The sequence below is a fragment of the Cobetia sp. 29-18-1 genome (assembly GCF_029846405.1).
Classification (GTDB): domain Bacteria; phylum Pseudomonadota; class Gammaproteobacteria; order Pseudomonadales; family Halomonadaceae; genus Cobetia; species Cobetia amphilecti.
Map to the genome: position 1 here is coordinate 14,603 of NZ_JARWKS010000008.1, position 19,120 is coordinate 33,722.

16 protein-coding genes are annotated in these 19,120 nt (G+C 60.1%); 14 read left to right on the top strand and 2 right to left on the bottom strand.

Translation table 11 applies throughout. The annotated features are described in order from the left end of the window. The first annotated feature begins 47 nt into the window (after positions 1-47). The 5 genes from QD208_RS07975 (at position 48) to QD208_RS07995 (ending at position 7,010) form a co-directional block, all read left to right on the top strand. Complete coding sequence (locus tag QD208_RS07975; RefSeq protein ID WP_052384662.1) at positions 48-1,847, top strand: sensor domain-containing diguanylate cyclase; 1,800 nt, start codon at positions 48-50, stop codon at positions 1,845-1,847. Between the two features lie 343 nt (positions 1,848-2,190). Continuing rightward, positions 2,191-2,754 (top strand): diaminobutyrate acetyltransferase, encoded by a 564-nt coding sequence (ectA, locus tag QD208_RS07980; protein ID WP_240548557.1) that lies wholly within the window; start codon positions 2,191-2,193, stop codon positions 2,752-2,754. A gap of 265 nt (positions 2,755-3,019) precedes the next feature. Then, positions 3,020-4,285, top strand: coding sequence for a diaminobutyrate--2-oxoglutarate transaminase (gene ectB / locus QD208_RS07985; RefSeq protein ID WP_043334231.1), 1,266 nt, complete (start codon positions 3,020-3,022; stop codon positions 4,283-4,285). A 160-nt stretch (positions 4,286-4,445) separates the two neighbouring features. Continuing rightward, complete coding sequence (locus tag QD208_RS07990; RefSeq protein ID WP_043334232.1) at positions 4,446-4,838, top strand: ectoine synthase; 393 nt, start codon at positions 4,446-4,448, stop codon at positions 4,836-4,838. A 276-nt stretch (positions 4,839-5,114) separates the two neighbouring features. Further along, on the top strand, positions 5,115-7,010 hold the full coding sequence (locus QD208_RS07995) for a sensor domain-containing phosphodiesterase (RefSeq protein WP_052384664.1): 1,896 nt from the start codon (positions 5,115-5,117) through the stop codon (positions 7,008-7,010). Between the two features lie 74 nt (positions 7,011-7,084). On the opposite strand, the gene QD208_RS08000 is transcribed toward QD208_RS07995, so the two are convergent. Continuing rightward, complete coding sequence (locus QD208_RS08000; protein WP_245163020.1) at positions 7,085-7,603, bottom strand: DUF3833 domain-containing protein; 519 nt, start codon at positions 7,601-7,603, stop codon at positions 7,085-7,087. Positions 7,604-8,846: 1,243 nt separating this feature from the next. On the opposite strand from QD208_RS08000, the gene QD208_RS08005 reads away from it, so the two are divergent. The 3 genes from QD208_RS08005 to QD208_RS08015 all read left to right on the top strand — a co-directional run bounded on the left by QD208_RS08005 (position 8,847) and on the right by QD208_RS08015 (position 12,360). Next, positions 8,847-9,677 carry an ATP-dependent zinc protease gene (locus QD208_RS08005; RefSeq protein ID WP_043334233.1) on the top strand — a complete coding sequence of 277 codons (831 nt, stop codon included), beginning with the start codon at positions 8,847-8,849 and terminating at the stop codon, positions 9,675-9,677. A gap of 102 nt (positions 9,678-9,779) precedes the next feature. Continuing rightward, the gene (locus QD208_RS08010; RefSeq protein ID WP_043334234.1) at positions 9,780-11,342 is read left to right on the top strand and encodes an inactive transglutaminase family protein; all 1,563 of its coding nucleotides are present in this window, start codon (positions 9,780-9,782) and stop codon (positions 11,340-11,342) included. Position 11,343: 1 nt separating this feature from the next. Continuing rightward, positions 11,344-12,360: an alpha-L-glutamate ligase-like protein gene (locus QD208_RS08015; protein WP_043334235.1), complete on the top strand. Its 1,017-nt coding sequence runs from the start codon at positions 11,344-11,346 to the stop codon at positions 12,358-12,360. 157 nt (positions 12,361-12,517) lie between these two features. Here QD208_RS08015 and QD208_RS08020 read toward each other — a convergent pair whose 3' ends face one another. After that, entirely contained in the window at positions 12,518-13,231 is a 714-nt protein-coding gene (locus QD208_RS08020) for a DUF1826 domain-containing protein (protein ID WP_279836476.1), read from the bottom strand. Between the two features lie 283 nt (positions 13,232-13,514). Between QD208_RS08020 and QD208_RS08025 the strand changes: the two genes are divergently transcribed. The 6 genes from QD208_RS08025 (at position 13,515) to hisI (ending at position 19,101) form a co-directional block, all read left to right on the top strand. Beyond that, the gene (locus QD208_RS08025; protein ID WP_043334236.1) at positions 13,515-13,982 is read left to right on the top strand and encodes a transcriptional repressor; all 468 of its coding nucleotides are present in this window, start codon (positions 13,515-13,517) and stop codon (positions 13,980-13,982) included. Positions 13,983-14,041: 59 nt separating this feature from the next. Further along, positions 14,042-15,379 (top strand): dihydroorotase, encoded by a 1,338-nt coding sequence (locus QD208_RS08030; RefSeq protein ID WP_107334788.1) that lies wholly within the window; start codon positions 14,042-14,044, stop codon positions 15,377-15,379. Positions 15,380-15,455: 76 nt separating this feature from the next. After that, a complete protein-coding gene (locus QD208_RS08035) occupies positions 15,456-16,712 on the top strand; it encodes a zinc ABC transporter substrate-binding protein (RefSeq protein WP_279836477.1) in 1,257 nt (418 codons plus the stop codon). A gap of 112 nt (positions 16,713-16,824) precedes the next feature. Next, the gene (locus QD208_RS08040) at positions 16,825-17,655 is read left to right on the top strand and encodes a metal ABC transporter ATP-binding protein (protein WP_082388762.1); all 831 of its coding nucleotides are present in this window, start codon (positions 16,825-16,827) and stop codon (positions 17,653-17,655) included. A 78-nt stretch (positions 17,656-17,733) separates the two neighbouring features. After that, complete coding sequence (locus QD208_RS08045) at positions 17,734-18,558, top strand: metal ABC transporter permease (RefSeq protein WP_043334239.1); 825 nt, start codon at positions 17,734-17,736, stop codon at positions 18,556-18,558. Between the two features lie 96 nt (positions 18,559-18,654). Continuing rightward, positions 18,655-19,101 (top strand): phosphoribosyl-AMP cyclohydrolase, encoded by a 447-nt coding sequence (gene hisI, locus QD208_RS08050; RefSeq protein WP_248378275.1) that lies wholly within the window; start codon positions 18,655-18,657, stop codon positions 19,099-19,101. The last annotated feature ends 19 nt before the right edge of the window (positions 19,102-19,120 follow it).

Below are 19,120 nucleotides of genomic sequence, written 5' to 3' on the forward strand. Positions count from 1 at the left end.
CGAGTTTTTCGTCGAACGTTTCCTTCCATCGTCAAGAGATAGCCTTCATGAGTCTGGCCAACATGCGCTTTCGCACCATCAACATCATCATCTGTGTGCTCTCTGCCTTGGCGGGGCTGGTGTTGTTGGTCGTGTTGGCATTCATTACCAGTAACGTGACCGACCTGCAGCGCGACTGGCAGGAATATCAGCAGGCGCGCTCTGACAAACCGCGCCTGGAGGGTCAGCTGACCAAGGCCCTAGGCTATGGCGGCATGGTGCATGATTTCAAGAATCTTGTATTGCGTCAGGACCTTGACTTGATCGTTGAGATACAAAGCGAGATTGGGGCCGCACGTAGTGCTCTTAACCGCTATCAAAACCTCGGGTTATCACAAGGAGAGGAAATGGCGTTGGCGGGTCTGCGTGCCACCATCAGTCGCTATGAGCAGATGATTCCCAGAATACGCGAGATGATCGAGCAGGGGCGTTCGAGTACCGATATCGACAAGGTGGTAAAGATTGACGATTTCCAGGCTGTCTCGGGGCTAGATACCTTGCGTCGTATCTCCGTCGGTGAGCTACGTGAAAATGACAACCCGCTTGAGGACGGCATGGGTAAGGCGCGACTGGTGGCCAACCTGCGACGTGATCTTGGCTATGGCGAGATGATCCACCACTTCAAGAATTACGTACTGCGCAGTGATGCCATCTATGGCCAACAGGCGGCGCAGGACCTCGAGTCGCTGCGAGCAACACTGGCGGCATATCGTGAGATGGGCATGAATACTGCCGAGCAGCGTGCCATTCGCGATATTGCCGATGTCATCCAGTCCTACAGTGATCGCTTGAACAAGGTCAGCCAGTTGCATGACGAGCAGGCAGAGCTTTCGCCGCGTGAGATCGATCAGCAGGTCAGGGTCAATGAGGCACAGGCGCTTGACGCACTGGCGGTGCTGGATCATGAAACCCGCATGCGGATCGGGGCCACCTCTGCCGCGGTCGGCAAGACGCTCAAGCTGCTGGCCACGCTCGCCCCAGTGGTCAATGGCCTGGCGCTGGCGATGATCGTGGTACTGATCGGCATTTCGATGTGGCTGTTCGGGCGTTATGTGCTGGTGCCGATACGTCGTCTGACCCAGACCATGAATACCCTGGCCAATGACGATGTCAGCGTGGTGATCGACAGCACCCAGCACACCAATGAAGTGGGCCAGATGGCGCGGGCGCTGCAGAAGTTCAAGTACAACATCATCGAGAGTAACAACTACAAGAAGCGCATCACACAACTGGCGATGCATGACTCTCTGACGGGACTGCCCAATCGGCAGCATTTCTATGAGCGGGTCGAGCATTGCCTTGAGAGCGTCAGTGACGAAGGTGGGCAGCTGGCGTGTCTGATGCTGGACATCGACAAGTTCAAACCCATCAATGATACCCACGGGCATGCCGCCGGGGATGTGGCGCTCAAGGTGATCGCGGAGCGACTCAATCAGGTGGTGCGCAAGGGCGATTTCGTCGCGCGTCTGGGAGGCGATGAGTTCGTGGTGCTGGTCCACAATGCCGACATCCAGGCGAATCTGGGGCGCCACGGGGAACTCGCCCAGCTGGCCCAGCGCATCATCGACAGTCTGGGCAAGCCTTTCCTGTATGAAGAGCACAAGTTGGAAGTGGGCTGCAGCATCGGGATTGCCATCGCCCCTCAGCATGGCAGCGACCGTGAACAGCTATCACACAATGCCGACATGGCGCTCTATGCCGCCAAACACGAAGGCCGCAATTGCGCGGTGCAGTTCAGTCGACATGATGAGCTGGGCCAGATTGTCGCGATCGCAAGCAAGAAGCGTGAGGGGCAGAAACAGCAGTGACGGAAGCCCCGGGGCTCTCAAGCACTAGCTAGACTCAAGCACTAGAGCAGAAGCCGCCTCAGCGGCAGCTTCAACGAAAGCAAGGTCAGATGCCGCACACGCAGCCAACAAGACGGCGCCCCTCGGGGCGCCGTCTTGCGTCTAGTGGAGATAAACCAGCGTCGGGGGCAAGGGCGAGTGTTGCTCGGTATTGGCCCCAGCTTGCACGCTCACCGATACAGGGCTTGGGATAATTCTACGTTATCCATACGCTTTACGAGAATAATTTATGGTTTGCGACATCCATAACGGTTTGTTATGGTTTATAGCGAATTCGCCAACTGCGAAATATTTTATGAAAACCATGACAATGACTTCCACGATTCAGGGCCTGGCCCACCACACCCACGATGCCGTGATCAACCGCGCCAGCGCGCCGTTGTTCATTCGTCAGCCGACGACCGATGATGGTTGGGGCATCTATGAGCTGGTCAAGGCCTGCCCGCCGCTGGACCTCAATTCAGGGTATTCGTACGTTTTGCTGGCCACGCAATTCCGTGACAGCTGCGCCATCGCGACAGATGAGGAAGGTGAGGTCGTCGGCTTCGTTTCCGGTTACACCCGCAACGACGCCCCGCAGACCTTCTTCCTGTGGCAGATCGCCGTCGGTGAGAAGGCGCGTGGTACTGGCCTTGCACGCCGCTTGATCGAAGCCGTGATGAAGCGTCCCGAAATGGCGCACGTGCGTCATCTCGAGACAACCATCACGCCGGATAACGAGGCGTCCTGGGCATTGTTCACTCGCCTCGCCGAACGCTGGCAGGTGCCGCTGCACTCGCGAGAGTACTTCTCTTCTGACCAGCTGGGTGGCGTGCACCTTGCCGAAAATCTGGTGCGCATCGGCCCGTTCCTGCCGAGTGATATCTAAGTGCTCGATGCGCTCAATGCTCTTGTGCAGCAAGGGCGGGTAGCAAGTCGCTAGAAGTCCTGGACGGGGCGCCGTCATGATTCTTGTGTCGGTCGTCGAGAAGAATCACGCCCCGTCCGGCAGATGTTCACGACAGGAAGGTTGTGACATCTCCTGCTGGCCCCATGTGTGAGTGAGATAGGGTCAGTGTCATTCGTTGGATCGTCTTTACATTCTGGTATGGCCATCTCAGTACTCGGCCATCCATCACCAGGGAGGTGACAGCATGAATACGCAGATTCTCGAACAGATGGAATCCGAGGTACGCACTTATTCGCGTTCTTTCCCGACCGTTTTCACCAAGGCGCAGAATGCCCACCTGTTCACCGAGGACGGCAAGCGCTACATCGATTTCCTCGCCGGTGCCGGTGTGCTCAACTACGGGCATAACCATCCGGTACTCAAGAAGGCACTGGTCGATTACATCAGCAATGATGGCATCATCCACGGCCTCGATATGTGGACTTCCGCTAAGCGCGATTTCCTCGAAGCGCTGGAGGAAGTGATCCTCAAGCCGCGTGGCCTGGACTATAAGGTCCACTTCCCGGGGCCGACCGGCACCAACGCGGTTGAAGCTGCCATTCGTCTGGCGCGCAAGGTTTCCGGCCGTCACAACATCGTGTCGTTCACCAACGGTTTCCATGGTGTGACCATGGGTGCCCTGGCCACCACCGGTAACGCCAAGTTCCGTGACGCGGCGGGTCTGCCCGCGCAGGGTGCGCAATTCGTGCCCTACGATGGCTACATGGGTGAGGGCATCGACACCGTTGCCTACCTCGACAAGCTGCTCAAGGATTCCTCCAGCGGCCTGGATCGCCCGGCAGCAGTGCTGGTCGAGACCGTGCAGGGTGAGGGCGGTATCAACCCGGCCTCCATTGAATGGCTCCAGCGCTTGGATGCCTTGTGCAAGGAGCACAAGATCCTACTGATAGTCGATGATATCCAGGCGGGTTGTGGTCGTACCGGCAAGTTCTTCAGCTTCGAGCACGCCAACATCGTGCCGGACATCGTTTGCAACTCGAAGTCGCTGTCTGCCTCAGGTGTGCCGTTCGCGATGGTGATGATGCGTCCCGAGCTGGACCAGTGGAAGCCGAGCCAGTACAACGGCACCTTCCGTGGCCACGCCCTGGCCTTCGTGACCGGCGCCGCCGCGCTGCGCCACTTCTGGAGCGATGACAAGTTCGAGCGCGATATCCAGCGCAAGGGTCGTATCGTAGAAGACCGCTTTCAGAAGATTGCCGCCAAGGCCCGCGAAAACGGCTTCGAAGCGCACGAGAAGGGCCGTGGCCTGATGCGTGGTATCGATGTCCGTGACGGTGAGCTGGCCGATGCCATCACCTCACGCTGCTTCGAGCAGGGCTTGATCATCGAGACCAGTGGTCACTCTGGCCAGGTCGTCAAGTGCCTCTGCCCGCTGACCATCCGCGACGAAGACCTGCTGGAAGCCCTCGATATCATCGAGGAAAACGCTGCCGCAGTGCTGTCCAAGTAACGTTGTCTTCCCGCGGGGCGCCCGGTCATCGGTGCCCCGCGGGTCGTTGGTGAGCCCCTTGGCTTGCCATCCCCACCGATTGCCCACCCAGGTCATCCCTTCGTTACGGTAATCGCCATCTGTCAGCTGTCGATGTCAGGCAGCCTAGTGAGGAAAACACATGATCGTTCGCAATCTCGAAGAAGCCCGCAGTACCGATCGTCTGGTCAAGGCGGAGAATGGCAACTGGGATAGCACGCGTCTGCTGCTCGATGAAGATGGTGGCAAGTGTTCGTTCCATATCACTCGCATCTTTGAAGGCACCGAGACCCACATCCATTACAAGCATCACTATGAAGTGGTGTATTGCATGGAAGGTGAGGGTGAGGTCGAAACCTTGGCTGATGGCAAGATCTGGCCGATCAAGCCGGGCGACATCTATATCCTCAACGAGCACGATGATCACCTGCTGCGAGCCACCAAGACCATGCACTTGGCTTGCGTGTTCACCCCGGGCCTGACCGGCAAGGAAGTCCATCGTGAAGATGGCTCCTATGCACCTGCCGAAGCCTGATCCTGTCATATCGTGAGTGAGGCGCGAAGCGCCTGACCTCGAAGGCACATATGTCATCCAGAAAGCCCCGTAGCCTTGCTGCGGGGCTTTCTGCGTTGTGGTGGTGAGTAACCGCACCGTGAGGTTGCCGCACAGTGATTCACGTAGGGATTTCCACGCTCAATTATCGTTAGCGGTACAGCGATTACCAGCTCTGCCAGTCAACAGTCGAGACGAGTATGCTCAAGTACGAACATGCGGTTATATCTCCTGGAAATTCCAACGAGGCAGTAGGCCATGGCAGATTCCACCCCAAAGACGACCCTTGCGCCAGGAGGCCGGCCCGGCTTCAGGCCGGCGGCACCGCATCCACGTGAAGAAGAGCGTCTCAATAGCCTGCATTCTCTGCATGTATTGGATAGTGATCATGAAAAGCGGTATGACGATCTGACACGCCTGGTCGCCGACATCTTTGATGTGCCCATCTGCCTCGTGTCGCTGGTGGACGAAGACCGCCAGTGGTTCAAGGCCCATTGCGGGCTGGATGCACGGCAGACCGACAGGGATCTCGCCTTCTGTGCTCACGCGCTGCATGAAGAACGCTTTCTGGTCATCAATGATGCGCGTCAGGATGAGCGCTTCTTTGATAACGCCCTGGTGACGGGGCCACCGCATGTCTGTTTCTACGCGGGCGCCGTGCTGCGCGACAGCAGCGGCCTGCCGCTGGGCACTCTGTGCCTGATCGACCACAAGCCCCGTCAACTGGATACGGCTCAACTGGAGCGGCTGGAGCGCTGTGCACTGTTGGTCGAGAACGAGCTCATCCAGCGTGATGCGCTGTTGGCAGAGCGCGCACGTGCCACCTTGCAGGCCAATATCGATCCGATCACGGGCTACAGTCTGCGTCGTCGCTACCTTCAGAGAATGACATCCTGGCAGGAGGGGCCTGCCAGCCAAGGAGCGTTGCAGGTCATTCTGGTCAAGCTGCAGAATGCCGAAAGACTTCGGAAGCAGAAGGGTGTCGAGTTCTATGAAGGGGTGCTGCAATCACTATCCCACCAGCTCAATGAAAATTTCGATGACGATGACGTGCTCAAGGGACGCATCAGTCACGATACCTTGATGATTCTGCTGCCGCGTGACCAGGCGCTTCATGGCATGCGCTGGTATCGCTTCGTGGAGCAGCCTTGGCTACTGCATCTTGCCGCCAACAATCGGCCTGAGCTACTGATTGGTGCGGGCACGTTTTTCAGCGACGGTATGTCAGCAGCAGAGCTTGTCGGCGTCGTGGAAGAAGAGCTTGTCTGTGCCAGTGAATGGGCACCGAAAGAGAAGGGCGTGCAGATCGCAGATCTGACCGACAACCTGAAACTGCGTCTGGAATTGAACAACCGCTTTGCCCAAGCGCTGCGTGACAATGAGTTATGTATCCACTTGCAACCTATCGTCGCGGCTGAACGTCAAAGCCTCAGTGGACAGGAAGTACTGTTGCGCTGGCAGGACAAGGATCGTTGGATTACCCCCCACCAGATGTTGCGCATTGCAAGTCACGCCGGGCTTGGTGAAGAGCTCGACATTTGGGTGCTGCGCAGAAGTTGTGCGTTGTTGAGTCATTGGCAGGCGACAAGAACAGACAGTAAAAGCTTGCTGCCGCTATCTATCAACATCACGGCGTCGCGCCTGATGGAAACGGACTATATGGATGCCTTGCGACGCGTATTGCGTCTCTACAGGCTCAAAGGCGATTGCATTCGCCTTGATGTCAGCGGAGTCGAAAGTTTCGTCGCGACACCTGAGCCATTAACCCTGGCAATGAAATCGCTGGCCAATGACGGCATTAGCTTCTGTGTCGACCGTTTCGGCCCTGAGCATGACAGCCTGCGGCTGTTGAGCATGCTGCCCATCACCAGCGTGAAACTACATCCGCGCTGGATCAGCCTGTTGCAGACTGATCCGCGTCAGGCGCGCCTGTTGAAAGCCTGGACGGCGGCCCTGCATGCGTTGGAGATCTCCGCCGTGGCGGTTGGCATCGAACACTTACGCCAGCGCCAGACCATGATAGATCTGGGCTTTGATCAATTGCAGGGATACGCTTTCGGAGAGCCGATGGCGCCAGATGAGGATTACGGTAAATGGAAGGCTAGGGTGGAAAGCTCTATTGAGCTGCATGCTGATAACTCCTCCGACACATAGTGGCTAGGCCAGCGACTGGCGCTTATCAAGGACTGAAGCCATCATGGGCTCACGTCATTGCCGCGCGAGAGTTGTCATTTCGGATCGGGGGCCGGTGGTGAGTCACAGGGACAACGCTGGAAAGCCAGGGTGATATTGGCGGCTTCGAGTCCCAGTTTGCGCATCGAGGTCCGGTTCAGGATGCGGCCATCCGGTTGCAGGTACATCCAGTCATCCATGCTGAACTCCCAGGTACTGTCGTCGATCGGTACCTGGAGCACGTAGTTCATGCGCAAGGCATTACCGCGGGTCGTCGCTGTCGCTTCGCCCTTCACATCCGCCGCTCGACCAGTCCATTGGCGATCACCCGCCGGGGTAAAGGTCCAGCGGCGGTGTTGTGTCTCGCCATCGGCATAGACGAAGTCTTCCTCCAGAATCAGCTGGTTGCCTTGCATGCTGCCGATGACATCGACCACGAACCGCCGCGTCACCTCTCCACTGTAATCCTGCACCATGCCCCAGCCACGTGTGTGGCCCAGGAAGTAGTCATCGATGCGCAGCTCAGGGCCGCTGCCCGCGTAATCCTCTATCTGAGGCCCGCTACAGGCTGACAAACCCGCCGCCATGATCAACACGGCTACGCGGCCGCTGATGCGCCGAAGGCGTCGAATGCCGTTGTGCATGAATCCAGCGCTAGCTGATGAGCAGGACGGGAAGGAGGGCATCGCTGACTCCGGTTCGCGCAGACCGTGAGTAATCACGGCGCGTGGCAGGGTTGAGTGACAAGGTGTGCGGTGTGGGTCACATTTGACCCGAATTATCCTACAACACTTGTGCATGAATTATATCAAGGATAAGTTTGTTCGCGCTCTTAGGCAAACGGACTGTTTGGCACTTGGATCGTGAAACTGGCCGTTGCTGATGCAAGCCGACAAGTTCAACTCGCTGGACTTGGCCCGACGACTCGACCTGATTGACCTGACCTGATGGGCCAAAGGAACTGACTCTACGGGCGTCCAGGATCACTGATGCAACTCGGAAACCCTACGATTCGTATAATATATATTATGTTAAATGCAGTAGTTCGTGAGCGTGCTCAAGCTGTGTACCTCGGTGCTTTGTACATCCGGGCTGTGTACGTAGATGCTTGAGCGTCGAATGCCAGGCACCTGACCTCCTCCGCGCGAATGTCAGCATCTGCATGCCTGCTTGTGAACCTCAGTTTCTGCTTGTCATTAAAGTCAGTTGATTAAGTCAGCCGATGGAGTCAGTCGGCGTTCCCGCCTATCTTTTGCTGAGTGACCTGCATTTGATCAGTTTGGCGACAGTCTGACTCGCTTCGGCGGCGGGCTCTCATCCGAGATCGTGTCGTTGCCATGCTGTGATCCCGCGCTTGTGATGCGCTGACATCCTGAACAATGCGCAAACAGTGAGGTCTGGCTGTGCAAACTGCCGCGAAGGCTGCTCCTGTCCGGAGGCTGGATTCCATCAAGGTTTTCGTCACCTGAAGGCGACGCAAGCCAAGCTGGCGTTATATCTCCAGCCGGCTGACAGCGGCCCTGACCCACGCCTGGTGGGACCTTGTGTGGTCTGTCCTCGACTGGCGACAGAAAGTGATCGCTACGTTGGTGAATCGCAGGAAATGGCTCGGCGTCAGGTGCTGAAACATGGACAGTCACCATTCGGGCTACGTATGATCGCCCCCAGTAACGCTTCGGTGCTAGAACGCCCAAGCTATACAAGGGAATATCCAGGCATCGTCGGATCAGTGTGCTGACTGACGATGGACAAGAATTATGTCTGCCGTTCACACAGGTTGTAGAGCGGCAGCAAGGCTGAACAGGAACCTTCTCCCCTATGCTGATCCGCAAGCTGCTATTGCCTGTTACCTTGACCAGTGTCGTCGTCATGGCCGGCTGCGTCCCGGCACAACCGCAACCGCAGAAACCGGTATTGACGCCAGATGCCTTTTCACAGCGCATCGATGCCCTGCAGGAGCAGCTGGCAGGCCAATGCAACGTCCAACAGCAGCAACTGGCCGACCAGCAGGCGCTGAGCCGCTCTCTGCGTCGTGACGTGCGAGAAGTCGGCAGTCAACTGCGCCAGATCCATGCCGAGATGGAACAGCCCGCACAGCCGCAGGCCGTGGAAGCCTGCAAGGCCGTGACCGACAACCCCATCCTCGACAAGACCCTGCTTGGGCGCGTCGAGTGGGTCGGCTTCCCGACCATCAGCAGCTACTTCAAGGCACGCATCGATACCGGTGCCAATACCTCGTCGCTGTCGGCGCGTGATATCACCGAATTCGAGCGCGACGGCGCCAAGTGGGTCAAGTTCAAGCTGGCGCTGCGGGATGACGGCAAGTATTTCGTGGCGGGCGACCGTGACAAGTGGGTCGAAGCCCAGGTCAGCCGCACGGTGACCATCATCCAGGCCTCCGGCCGCGAAGAGCGTCCCGTCGTCAGCCTGCTGATGACACTGGGTGACATCAAGCAGAAGGTCGAGTTCACCCTCAATGATCGTCGTGATCTCACCTATCCGGTATTGCTGGGCCGTCGCTTCATGATGGACATCGCTGCGGTGGACGTCAGCCGTACCTTCATCAATGCACGTCCGGAGTACCCGGGTAGTGCACCCAGTAACGAAGCGGCCAAGGATGAGGACCCGAACGAAGGCAACCGCGACTGAGTGGCAAGCGCCCTCCTGTCTCCTCTGCCCGGCTTCGCTGCCTGACATGGCTCGGTGCTCCACCGAGCCATCATGACTGCTCCAGACATTTCAAGGACTCCCATGTCGCGTTTTGCTTTCTATCTTCTGGTCGGCCTGTTGATGCTGATCGGTGTGGGCCTGACCGCCTATCGCCATATTTCGTTTGATGTGCCCTGGGTGCCCGGTGCACAGCAGAAAGTGTGGGATATCGAAGCCCAGGTGGCCTTCACGGCCACTGGCGGTCCGGTCAAGGCGTCGCTGGCGCTGCCGGAAAACCAGAAAGGCTACAGCGTTCTGACCGAGAACACGGCGTCCTCGGGCTTCGGGCTGTCCTATCTGGATGACCTGCCGGGCCGTCGTGCCGAATGGTCGATCCGTGAAGCGGCAGGCTCGCAGCTGCTGTATTACACCGTGACCATGCTGGAGTCCGACAATGCGACGCCTGCGGCCATCAAGCGCCTGCCGGCCCCTCAGGAAGTCTCCTGGGAGCGTCCCTATGATACCGCCGCGGCCCAGGTCATCGATCAGGCCCGTGAGCGCAGTGCCGATTCGTTCACCTTCGCACGTGAGTTGATCAAGCAGTTCGACAATCAGCGTCAGGGCGAGAATGCGCGCCTGCTGCTGACCCAGTTCGAGCGTCCCGAGTTGATGCTGCGCCTGCTCAATGAGGCCGGTGTCAGTGCGCGTCTGGTCAGCGGCTTGAGTCTGGAAGACGGTCGTCGGCGCCAGACGGTCTCATCCTGGTTGCAGGTCTTCGCTGAAACGCCGCAAGGCAACGAGGCGGTGGATGTCGAGGCCGCCGACGCTGAAGACATCAACACCGACTGGGTGCTGATCAACCCGGAAACCGGCAAGCAAGGTGAGCCGGACAACCTGCTGCTGTGGGAAGGTCGTGGCGCGCCGATGCTGGAAGTCGAAGGCGGCGTGAATTCCCGTGTCAGCTTCTCGATGATCCGGCACAACGAGCCGGCGGCCGTCGCGGTGCGCAACAAGCTGGCCAATGACGAGCTGCTCAACTTCTCGATCCACTCCCTGCCGCTGGAAGAGCAGGCGCTGTTCAAGACCATCCTGCTGATCCCGATCGGCGCACTGGTCGTGGTGCTGCTGCGTGTACTGGTCGGTCTCAAGACCTCCGGTACCTTCATGCCGGTATTGATCGCCCTCGCCTTCATCCAGACAAGTCTGGTGACCGGCTTGATCGGCTTCCTGCTGATCGTCGCGACGGGCCTGGTGATCCGCAGTTACCTGTCGCGGCTCAATCTGCTGTTGGTGGCGAGGGTCTCGGTGGTGATCATCACGGTGATCGCGATCATCTCCATCTTCTCGGTACTCGCCTATCGCTTTGGTCTGAACGCCGGCCTGACCATCACCTTCTTCCCGATGATCATCCTGTCGTGGACCGTCGAGCGCATGTCGATCCTGTGGGAAGAGGAAGGTCCCAAGGAAGTGCTCAAGCAAGGTGGCGGCAGCCTTCTGACCGCCGTGCTGGCCTATCTGGCGATGAACAATCCGTGGGTGCGTCACCTGACCTTCAACTTCCTCGGTCTGCAACTGGTGCTGATGGCCTTCATCCTGCTGCTCGGCAACTACACCGGCTATCGTCTGCTGGAATTGCGCCGCTTCAAGCCGCTGACGGAGGATTGAGATGCTCTCGTCATGGCTGAATCGCTGGTCGCGCAACTGGACCACGCCGGGCGCCTTGCGCGCCCGGGGGGTTGTCGGCATGAATCGCCGCAACATCGGGTATATCTCGAAATACAACGACCGCCGCCTCTATCCGCTGGTCGATGACAAGCTGCAGACCAAGCTGTTGTGTCAGAAGTACGGCCTGGCCTCGCCGGAGATGATCGGCAAGGTCGCCAGTCAGTTCGAGGTCGAGCGCGTCGTCGACATGGTGCGCGATCACGCAGGCTTCGTGATCAAGCCGGCCAAGGGCTCAGGCGGCAAGGGGATCCTCGTCATCGAGCACCACGATGGCGAAGAGTATGTGAAGCCCAGCGGCGCGCGCATCACGCGTGCCGACATGGAGCGTCATGTTTCCAACATCCTGTCAGGGCTCTATTCGCTGGGCGGCTCACCGGACGTGGCGCTGGTCGAAGGCTTGATCTCCTTCGATCAGGCCTTCGCCGAGTTCACCTATGAGGGTGTGCCGGACATTCGTGTCATCGTCTTCAAGGGCTATCCCGTGATGGCGATGATGCGCCTGTCGACGGCAGCCTCGGATGGCAAGGCCAACCTGCACCAGGGCGCGGTCGGTGTCGGGCTGGATATCGGCAGTGGCTGGGCGGTGCGCGGCGTGCAGTACGATCGCCCGCAGTTCGCGCACCCCGATACCGGGCACGATATCTTCTCGCTCAAGGTGCCACAGTGGGACACCCTGCTCGAGCTGGCTGCCGGTTGTTACGAGATGACGGGACTGGGGTATCTGGGCACCGACATGGTGCTGGATCGTCGCCATGGCCCGATGCTGCTGGAGCTCAACGCCCGACCGGGGCTGGCCATCCAGATGGCCAATGGCGAGGGCCTGCGCAAGCGGCTCGAGCTGATCGAGCGTCAGCCCGACGGTGTGCCGGTCGCCGAGCGTGTCGCCTTTGCGCGCAAGCACTTCTCGCGCAGCAAGGAAGATGTCGCCAATGTCGGCATGGCGCCCATCGCGGACTGATGTCTGGCTCCCCGGGCCTGCCGTGTGACGGTTCTGCCGAGCGACGGGGCTGCTGACCGATGCCTTGGTTGATCGACTGCTCCAGCGTCTGGAAAGACAGAAACACCCCGCCTTGGCGGGGTGTTTCTGTTTGGTGAGTCGCAAGCGAAGCCTCGGCTCAGCCGGGGTCCATGCTCAACATCAGGCGACTGCCATTGGGCACCACCGGTGAGCGATGGATCAGCCCTCGCCCTTCGTTGCCCGGCCAGCACTCGCCCTTGAGCAATGCCAGGCTGCCCGGGCGCAGCTCATGTATCTCGCCGGGGGCCAGGCAGATGTCCTGATGGCCGGGCTGGCCGTGGCCCAGCGCCAGTCTGTCGGCGGCATGTTCCGGCAGCCACTGGGTGCCCGGGCCATCGTAGGTCGTCACCAATCTGACCGGGATGCGATCGACATGAAAGCGCGGGCACATGGCGCTCTGGGTCATCTCCAGTCGCATGCCGATATCCTTGACCTCGAAGAGCTCGCCCATGGCCTCACCCAGCACACGGATATCCTCTATCAGCGCTGCCCCGGCATCCGGTGCCGGAAGGTAGCGCTCCAGCGCCTCACGCAGATCACTGATCGGGCCGCGCCAGCGCATGCGCAGCGGGTAGGCGCCCGAAGATTGAGCCTTGACCGCCATCTTCAATGCCGCATCGATGCGGCGTTGCATCACGGCCAGACTGATGTCGGGGTCGAAGATGGCTCCCAGGTCATGTGCCTCGTGACCGATATGCCAATGGGCCGCGGGCCTTGGCGCCGACGCGAGGGTCGAAGGTGACGAACTGGCTGCCAGGCGTGTCTCGGGCCGTGTGCGAAGGGGTGGGTGCAGAGCCTCGAACTGGGCCATGAATTCCTCCTGTCAGGGATGGTCGCGGGTCTATCACCGCGACCAGAAAGCGATAATTGTTATGTTATAACATATTTGTTTCTTGTCCACGCTTTCATGTCGGCTCCGCGCCGTGCGTTGCCTTTGAGTGACTCACGCAGCCCCGATGCCTTTGCCGGTGGCCCGTCATGGCCCATTTGCCCTAGAATAAGCATCTGGTCATTCAGGCTGCGCGCTGATGCACTTGCCCTCATCGCGCTTGACGCCTTTTGACATCCGGGATTCACGACACTCAGGATTCTTCATGCCAGAGCCACTTTCGCTGATCGACCAGGCCGAACGTCAATGTCTGGCGCGCGGTGTGCGATTTACGCCGATTCGGCGACGTGTACTGGAAATGATCGCGACCAGTCATGGCGCACTCAAGGCGTATGACCTGCTGGATCAGCTCGCCAAGGAACATGGCGCTGCCCGCCCTCCCACGATCTATCGTGCACTGGACTTCTTGCTCGAACAGGGCCTCGTCCATCGCATCGAATCACTCAATGCCTACCTTGCCTGCCACTGCCCGGAACATCAGCACGGCTTTCAGCTGTTGATCTGCCGCGGCTGCGGTCGTGTCGAGGAAATGCATGATGACGATCTCGGCACCCGGCTAGTCGCCAGCGCCGATCGCCATGGTTTCTCGATCGAACGCCAGACCATCGAACTCGAGGGGCGTTGCCAGGATTGCACCTCTCAAGCAGCTGCCATGGCAGAAAACGCTCAGTGAACGGCGCTTGCGAGCGCTTTTGATACGATATAACATTTGCTTCCCACGGAGGACGTCACATGCTGGACATCCGCATCTCACAGGCGCAAGTCGTCAATGAAGGCACCATTTCCACTCAGGATGTGGGCATCAAGGACGGGCGTATTCACGCCATCGGCAGCGACCTGTCTCACCTCGATGCACGTGAAGTGATTGATGCCGCCGGCCGCCATCTGCTGCCGGGCATGATCGATGATCAGGTGCACTTCCGTGAGCCGGGCCTGACCGCCAAGGGCAACATCGCCACCGAGTCAGCCGCTGCCGTGGCCGGGGGGATCACCACCTTCTTCGACATGCCCAACGTCAAGCCGGCGACCCTGGACAGCGATGCACTGGAAGCCAAGTTTGCCGTGGCGGCCGGCCGTGCCCATGCCAACCACGCCTTCTATCTGGGTGCCAGCAACGACAACCTGGAAGCGATCAAGACGCTGGATCCGAACCAGACCTGCGGCATCAAGATCTTCATGGGCGCCTCTACCGGCAACATGCTGGTCGATGATCCGGAGATTCTCGAAGGCATCTTCAAGCATGCGCCGACGCCCATCGTCACGCATTGCGAAGACACGCCGATGATTCTCGAGAACGAGGCGCGCTGGCGTGAGCGTTTCGGGGAAGACGTGCCCTTCTCCGAACACGGCCTGATCCGCTCGCGCGAAGCCTGCATCAAGAGCTCGCGTCTGGCGATCGATCTGGCGACCCGCAACGGTACCCAGCTGCATGTCCTGCACCTGACCACCGCCGAGGAAATGGCGCTGTTCAAGGCCGGCCCGATGAAGGGCAAGCAGATCACCGCCGAAGTCTGCGCGCACCACCTGTGGTTCAGCGACGCCGATTACGACACCCGTGGCAGCCTGATCAAGTGCAACCCGGCAGTGAAGACCGCCGAAGACCGTGCCGCCCTGCGCGCTGCCGTGATGGATGGCCGTATCGACATCATCGCCACCGATCACGCGCCGCATACCTGGGAAGAGAAGCAGAACCCGTACTTCAAGGCGCCTTCCGGCCTGCCGCTGGTGCAGCATGCCCTGCTGTCACTGCTCGACCAGGTACAGGACGGCATCTACGACCTGGCGACTCTGGTGCAGAAGACCAGCCACAACGTGGCGGATCGCTTCTCCATCGTCGATCGCGGCTACATCCGTGAAGGGGCCTTCGCTGACCTGGTGCTGGTCGACCTCAATGGCGAGACCAGCGTCACGCGTGACAACGTGCTCTACAAGTGTGGCTGGAGCCCCTTCGATGGCGTGACCTTCAAGGCACGTATCGATGCGACCTTCGTCAATGGCGTGAAAGCCTATGACGGCAAGACCGTCAATCCGGTGGCCAACGGCCAGCGACTCTCGTTCAACCGCGGCTGATGGCGGTCCTGGCGTGCCGGTTCTCGGCACGCCCTGCCCGCATCATGCCGTGATCACTAGCAAAGGAAGTGGTGTCATGAGTATGCATGCGGGCTCTCCCCTGGTGTCTCGCCAAGTGTTGTGTGAAAAGCTGCTGTCCCGGGTCCAGCGCACGCTGGGTCCGCGGGCTGCACGTGCCCTGCCGCTGAGTGTGCTGGGCGCGCTTGCCGCGTTCGCGACGCCTGCCGCCCACGCCCAGGACAGCGCCCCTCTGCATGTGGCCGTCAGCGTGCCGCCCATCGCGTGGATGGTCGATCAGCTGGCCGGTGAGCATGTCGAGATCACCACGCTGGTCAAGCCGGGCGACAGCCCGCACGCCTACGACCCGACCCCGCGCCAGGTGGCCGAGCTGTCGACGGTCCCGCTCTATCTCGCCATCGGCGTGCCCTTCGAGCAGGTGTGGTTGCCGCGCCTGGTGAAGAACAACGCCGAGATGCAGGTCGTGCATCTGGAAGAAGGTCTCAATACACGCCACTTCGGCAGTGGTGAGGCCCATGACCACGGTCATGATGAAGCGCATGCTCATGAGCAAGAGCATGATGAGCATCACGGCGCGCATCACGATGATGAGCACGACGATCATGCCGACCATGCCGACCATGATGAACACGACGAGCATCACGGCGAGCACGAAGGTCATGAAGAACATCACGACGAGCATGCTGATCATGAGGCCCATGAAGAACGTCATGATGAGCATGAAGGTCACGAAGAACATCACGACGAGCACCACGATGAGCACGCTGATCATCAGGAGCATGGTGCCCAGCATGACGAGGATGAGGACCTCGGCGAAGCCGACCCTCACCTCTGGCTGGACCCGCAGCGCATGCAGACCGTCGTCGAGCGTGCCGCCGAGGTGCTCGAGGCCCGCCTGCCACAGCATGCCAGCGAGATCGATGCCAATGAGCAGCGCCTGCTCAAGACCCTGAGCGAGCTGGATGCGCAGATCGCTCAGACGCTGGCCCCCTACAAAGGCCGCAATTTCCTGATCTTCCATCCCAGCTTCGGCTACTTCGCGGACCGCTACTCGCTCGAGCAGCATGCCATTGAAGTCAGTGGCCGTGAGCCCACGCCACGCGAGATGGCCACGCTGATCACGCGTGCCAAGGATGAGAACATCGGCACCATCTTCGTCTCGGGGCAGTTCTCCCAGACGGCGGCCAAGCGGATCGCCAGCTCCCTGGAGGCCGAAGTGGCCGTGCTGGACCCGCTGGCAGAGGACTATCTCGACAACCTGAAGCACGCCACCGAAGCGCTGAAGGCGGGTTTCGAGTTGACTGACAGCCAGTAATTGCCGGCCGGGTATTGCGCATATCGCCTGATCTTGCACAATGCCCTGCCCCATCGAAAAGTCAGACGGGCGCTCATGCGCCCGTCTGCGTTGCAACGAGGTACCTTACGTCATGGTCAGCCCCATCTCCGTCGCGCGCCCGCGCACGGACAGCCATCCGGAGGCGTCAGCCACCGGGCGCAGTGTCGGTCCGGTCTTTCGCCCGGTGCCGGCAGATGCACCGGATGCCATTGATATTCGCGGCGTGACCTTCCGGTATGGCGAGCAGGTCATTCTCGACGATGTCGACTTTCAGGTCGGCGCGCGCGAGATCGTGGGACTGATCGGGCCCAACGGTGGCGGCAAGAGCACGCTGCTCAAGCTGATACTCGGTCTTCACAAGCCGGCGGCTGGCTGTGTCCGGGTGCTGGGGCGCACGCCCAAGGCTGCCGCGCGCCATATCGGCTATGTGCCACAGTTTGCCAACTTCGTGAAGCGCTTCCCCATCCGCGTGGAAGACGTCGTGCTGATGGGGCGCCAGGGGCGTCGTCGTCAGTGGGGCCCCTGGCCACGCGCGGACCGTGAGGCGATCGGTGCGGTGCTGGAAGAAGTCGGTATCAGTCATCTGCGCCGTCGGCATATCGATGCCCTTTCCGGCGGTCAGCTGCAACGTGTGCTGATCGCTCGCGCCCTGGCGGCCGAGCCTCAGTTGCTGCTGCTGGATGAGCCCACCGCGAGTGTCGACAGCGACGGCGAGCGCTCTCTGTTCGAGCTGTTCAATCGCCTGGCCAACCGCATGAGCGTGGTGGTGATCAGTCACGATCTCGGTTTCATCAGCGATTACGTCGATCGGGTCGCCTGCCTCAACCGCAAGATGATCGTCCATGACACCGAGACGCTCACCGCTGAATCGATCGAGCGACTCTATGGTGAAAACGTCCAGATGATCCATCACCATCACTGATGTCGCGGCCGGTGACTGTCCGTCTGGCCTGTTTCACTTCCTTCACGTCGCCCGCTCTGCGCTCTAGGCTTACATTACATGAATTTCATCACCGCCCTGGGCAGCCAGGATTTTCTCCAGAACGCCCTCTTCGCCGGTCTGCTGGCCAGTCTTGCGGCCGGTCTGGTCGGCCCCTATGTCGTGGTACGCCGCATCGGTTATCTGGCCGGGGGTATCGCCCATACCGTGCTTGCCGGCATGGGGATCGCCTACTTCATGGGCGCAAGCCCGCTGGTCGGCGCCTTCATCAGCGCCATTCTCGCCGCCTTGCTGATCGGTTACATCAGTCTCAAGGGCTTTGATCAGGAAGACACCGTCATCGGTGCGCTGTGGGCCATCGGCATGGCCACCGGCATCCTGTTCATCAGTCAGACCCCGGGTTACAAGGTCGACCTGATGAGCTACCTGTTCGGCAACCTGCTGCTGGTGCCTGCGGATGCCATCGGCACCCTGGCCTGGATGGTGGGAGGCCTGGCGCTGGTGTTGCTGCTGGTGCATCGCCCGCTGACCGCGGTGATCTTCGATGAAGAGTTCGCGCGTCTGCGGGGCGTGCCGGTCAAGACGCTCTACCTGCTGCTGCTGGTGATGGTGGCGATCACCGTCGTGCTGCTGTTGCAGGCGGTGGGCTTGATCATGGTGCTGGCCTTGCTGTCCCTACCTGCCGCGCTTGCCGGCCACCATGCGCGCTCACTGGGCATGATGATCGTGATCGCGAGTCTGGCGGCCATGGCCTTCACCACCGGCGGGCTGGCGCTCTCATGGCAGTTCGACCTGCCGGCCGGCGCGACCATCGTGCTGGTGGCCGGTGTCGCCTACCTGCTGTCGCTCATCTGGCGCAGCGCCCGTGGCGGACTGCGTCGCTGATTCGCGGCTTGTGATACTGATACTGCGTGAGCCCCTGCCGGCGTGACATGACGCTGACAGGGGCTTCGATATGGACTCTGCAAGGAAACACCCTCAATGGCACAGGATGGACTGCTCAAGTCGCTGGAGAATGCCGACGTCGGCGAGAAGGTCGCGCTGGAGGCACTGATCGCCGCCTTGCCCTGGAATGGCGACGGCCTGATTCCCGCCATCGCGCAACAGCATGACAGCGGCGAGGTATTGATGATGGCGTGGATGAACGCCGAAGCCCTGCGCGAGACGCTCTCCACCGGTCGCGTGTGCTACTTCTCACGCTCGCGCAGCAAGCTGTGGCGCAAGGGCGAGAGCTCGGGCCAACAGCAGAAGCTGGTCAGTACGCATCTGGACTGCGATGGCGATACCCTGCTGGTCAAGGTCGATCAGACAGGCCCTGCCTGCCATACCGGGCGCAAGAGCTGCTTCTACTGGCGCCTGGATGCTGAAGGTGCCGAGATTACCGATGCACCGATCATTGACCCGAACACCCTGTATGGCAACGCCTGAACGTCGCCACTCCCTCAGG

Bases quoted from the DNA above. Each gene is read 5' to 3' on its own strand.
- QD208_RS07975 (WP_052384662.1), top strand. From the start codon at position 48: ATGAGTCTGGCCAACATGCGCTTTCGCACCATCAACATCATCATCTGT.
- QD208_RS08025 (WP_043334236.1), top strand. From the start codon at position 13,515: ATGCCAGAGCCACTTTCGCTGATCGACCAGGCCGAACGTCAATGTCTG.
- hisI (WP_248378275.1), top strand. From the start codon at position 18,655: ATGGCACAGGATGGACTGCTCAAGTCGCTGGAGAATGCCGACGTCGGC.
- ectA (WP_240548557.1), top strand. From the start codon at position 2,191: ATGACAATGACTTCCACGATTCAGGGCCTGGCCCACCACACCCACGAT.
- QD208_RS08030 (WP_107334788.1), top strand. From the start codon at position 14,042: ATGCTGGACATCCGCATCTCACAGGCGCAAGTCGTCAATGAAGGCACC.
- QD208_RS07990 (WP_043334232.1), top strand. From the start codon at position 4,446: ATGATCGTTCGCAATCTCGAAGAAGCCCGCAGTACCGATCGTCTGGTC.
- QD208_RS08040 (WP_082388762.1), top strand. From the start codon at position 16,825: ATGGTCAGCCCCATCTCCGTCGCGCGCCCGCGCACGGACAGCCATCCG.
- QD208_RS08015 (WP_043334235.1), top strand. From the start codon at position 11,344: ATGCTCTCGTCATGGCTGAATCGCTGGTCGCGCAACTGGACCACGCCG.
- QD208_RS07995 (WP_052384664.1), top strand. From the start codon at position 5,115: ATGGCAGATTCCACCCCAAAGACGACCCTTGCGCCAGGAGGCCGGCCC.
- QD208_RS08035 (WP_279836477.1), top strand. From the start codon at position 15,456: ATGAGTATGCATGCGGGCTCTCCCCTGGTGTCTCGCCAAGTGTTGTGT.
- QD208_RS08020 (WP_279836476.1), bottom strand. From the start codon at position 13,231: ATGGCCCAGTTCGAGGCTCTGCACCCACCCCTTCGCACACGGCCCGAG.
- QD208_RS08045 (WP_043334239.1), top strand. From the start codon at position 17,734: ATGAATTTCATCACCGCCCTGGGCAGCCAGGATTTTCTCCAGAACGCC.
- ectB (WP_043334231.1), top strand. From the start codon at position 3,020: ATGAATACGCAGATTCTCGAACAGATGGAATCCGAGGTACGCACTTAT.
- QD208_RS08005 (WP_043334233.1), top strand. From the start codon at position 8,847: ATGCTGATCCGCAAGCTGCTATTGCCTGTTACCTTGACCAGTGTCGTC.
- QD208_RS08010 (WP_043334234.1), top strand. From the start codon at position 9,780: ATGTCGCGTTTTGCTTTCTATCTTCTGGTCGGCCTGTTGATGCTGATC.